Annotated in this window: 2 protein-coding genes and 5 pseudogenes; 5 read left to right on the top strand and 2 right to left on the bottom strand. The window is 58.8% G+C overall.

The window, feature by feature from the left end:
- Positions 1-78: 78 nt before the first annotated feature.
- Positions 79-241 (top strand): annotated as a pseudogene (locus tag AC1D1Z_RS36025) (transposase); the annotation flags it as partial.
- A gap of 53 nt (positions 242-294) precedes the next feature.
- Here the strand turns inward: AC1D1Z_RS36025 and AC1D1Z_RS36030 are convergent.
- Positions 295-497: pseudogene (locus AC1D1Z_RS36030) on the bottom strand (IS6 family transposase); the annotation flags it as partial.
- A 52-nt stretch (positions 498-549) separates the two neighbouring features.
- Between AC1D1Z_RS36030 and AC1D1Z_RS36035 the strand changes: the two are divergent.
- The 4 genes and pseudogenes from AC1D1Z_RS36035 to AC1D1Z_RS36050 all read left to right on the top strand — a co-directional run.
- Positions 550-1,207, top strand: a pseudogene (locus AC1D1Z_RS36035) (IS6 family transposase).
- Positions 1,208-1,406: 199 nt separating this feature from the next.
- On the top strand, positions 1,407-1,724 hold the full coding sequence (locus AC1D1Z_RS36040; protein ID WP_017969047.1) for a BON domain-containing protein: 318 nt from the start codon (positions 1,407-1,409) through the stop codon (positions 1,722-1,724).
- A gap of 44 nt (positions 1,725-1,768) precedes the next feature.
- Positions 1,769-1,968 (top strand): annotated as a pseudogene (locus AC1D1Z_RS36045) (IS6 family transposase); the annotation flags it as partial.
- Positions 1,969-2,026: 58 nt separating this feature from the next.
- Positions 2,027-2,173: pseudogene (locus AC1D1Z_RS36050) on the top strand (DUF2794 domain-containing protein); the annotation flags it as partial.
- Positions 2,174-2,190: 17 nt separating this feature from the next.
- On the opposite strand, the gene AC1D1Z_RS36055 reads toward AC1D1Z_RS36050, so the two are convergent.
- Positions 2,191-2,645 (bottom strand): hypothetical protein (locus AC1D1Z_RS36055; RefSeq protein WP_477853587.1); only part of this gene is annotated, 455 nt, incomplete at its 5' end.

A 2,645-nucleotide genomic window follows, 5' to 3' on the forward strand; every position in this document is an offset into this window, starting at 1 on the left:
CGATTTAACGATGTGGGATTCCGCCGGAGGCGCAAATCAGATTCAAGGCTGACTTTTGGAGATCGGCCGTGGATTGTGATGCGCTTCCGGATGAGCCAGTGGGAACGGATCAAGGATTGTGTGCCGGGCGGCACGAAGGGCAAACGCGCGCCCGCGCACGAACAACCGGCTGTTCCTGGACGCGCTGTTGTGGACCGCCCGTTCCGGCGGTCGCTGGCGTGACCTGCCCGAACGGCTCGGCGGGCACTCTAAACTTAACGCTGCGAAGACAAGATCTGGGAGTGAGGCTTTGGTTCATTCGGCGTGAAGGGGCGCGATTTGGCGCCATGCTTGCATGGCAGTTGCTCGCAGTTCTCGATGGTGGGTGGATGGAGTATCGTGGCGGGGAACGTTAAAGAGGTTGGCGTTCGGGTCGGTACGGAAACGAAACGCTGAAGATGTCGCGCTGACTAGAAGCGCTTCATGATCCTCTCTCGCCGTCGGACGGGTTGATGAGAGGGCACTGTCACATTGATTGAGCGGTAAGGAAATTGAGGTAGCAGCGCACCCATGACCGTGAGTGCACCGACCTACAAGAACCACCGCTTCCGATCGAAATCGTAGCCCGTGCTGTCTGGCTCTACTTTCGCTTTAATCTGAGCCTGCGCGATGTCGAGGAAATGCTGCTCGATTTCGGGATCGTCGTTTCCTACGAGACCATCCGCCGATGGTGCCGAAAGCATGGCCTTGATTAGCGCGCCGCATACGTCGCAAGGCGCCGACGAAAGGGGATGTCTGGCACTTCGATGAAGTCGTGGTGCGCATCAACGGTCAGAAATGCTGGTTGTGGAGAGCGGTTGATCAGGAGGGATATGTGCTCGACGAGATCGTCCAGACGCGTCGCAACACCAAGGCGGCCAAGCGCCTGCTGACGCGACTTCTGAAGAAGCAGGGCATGTCGCCAAAGCGTATGATCACCGACAAATTGCGCTCCTACGGGGCGGCCAGACGCCAGGTCATGCCGAACGTGGAACGCCGCTCGCATAAAGGCTTGAACAACCGGGCGGAGAACTCTCACCTGCCGTTGAGAAAGCGGGAGCGAACGCGACAGGGTTTCCGGTCGGTTGGCTCATTGCAACATTTCGTGTCGATCTTCTCCGCCGTCCGAAACCTCTATCGACGCCAGGCAATGGCCGCGTGGGAAGCCGTGAGTGCACGGCCTGCCTGAAAAGCGCAGGCTCGGCCTCACGTGGCCACATTCAAACAACGTGACAGCGCCGGCACCGCACCTCGCGCGCCGCTCAAACACCTTCGACCGTGGGACCGCCGCGGAGATTGGCTTGCGGCGTGGCCGCCAGTTGATCTGCATCAACGCCGCAACGGCAAACCAGACATAGGATCTCGCCGTCGCAACGGAGGAAGAGTCTATGCCCGCAAACACCGTCATTCCTATCGGCGACGGCGCCCTTTCCACTGCAGTTAGAATGCGCTTGGAACTGGAACTCGGACTGACGTACGATGTCGTGAAGGTGACGGTTCTCAATGGCGAGGTGACCTTGCGCGGAAGGATGGCGTGTCCGTCGAAAAGGGAAGCAGCGAAGGTCACCGCGGAGAGCGTGCGCGGCGTGCGCAGAGTACTCAGCGACATTTCGACGGCGTATTACATGGCCGGAAGCCCAGCCGATCGTTCGAAGGAAGGCTGCGCATGGGCCTGTCGCAAATTTTGGCGCTCAACGGTATGTTGACCATGGGAAGAGAGATGCCGCTCCGAAAGTTGTGGAGCGAGCCTATGATTCTGAATGCTATTGCCGAAAAGTTGAAGCGGCAATCGAAGGATGATTTCAATGGCCGGCATTTCGAGGCATGGCCGATGTGCAGGCGGTTGCCTGGTATTTGGGTTATCCACTCAACTATCGGGATCTTGAGGAGATGTTCCGGGAACGTGGCTTCGAGGTCGATCATAGCACCGTCAACCGTTGGGTTCTGGCCTAGGCGCCGATGATCGAAAAGCGGCTTCGCCAGTTCCGGCGGCCGCATTTCGGCTCACGCTGCCTTTTCCTTCTTCCGCCGCGCCAGCGAAGTGCCGCTGTTCCATATCGTCAAGGATCCGAAGCTGGTGCATCGGCAAGGCGCCTTCGCTGTCATCGCCGCTGGCCGTCGCATCCCAAGGCGCGGCCAGGAACTCGGCCACATCCAGTTCAGTTGGTGTGGTTATCGACCAGCCGGCGTGGACTTTCTCATCCAGCTTGGCTTGCCAATGATATCCTTCGGTGCGTCGATTATGGATGCCGGGTTGTAGTGGGCATCGATCGGAAAAGAGTAGTCCGCATGATTGCCTTCGGTGATAAAGCCAGCGGCATAGAGCGTCTCCAGATAAGGATTGTCGGCCACCAGCACATCGGCGTAGGGCTCAAGCGCCCCGAAAGTGGCACGGAAATCCATGTCGGGACGTCCGGGCAGGGTGATCGGCACGCCCTGATGGCTGTAGTAAAACTTCTGACCGTTCACGGAGAAGGCTTCGGAGATATAGGACATCGTGAGAGGCGTGTTGGCGAATGTTTCACCCGCTGCCCGGAATGACTTGGTCACCTGGTTCATCTCGTCGAAGGTAGCGGTTCCCTTGAGGCGGGAGATTTGCACCATGGTCAGGTCGCCCAGCTTGTCGA

The organism is Rhizobium sp. P1_E1, from assembly GCF_056406015.1.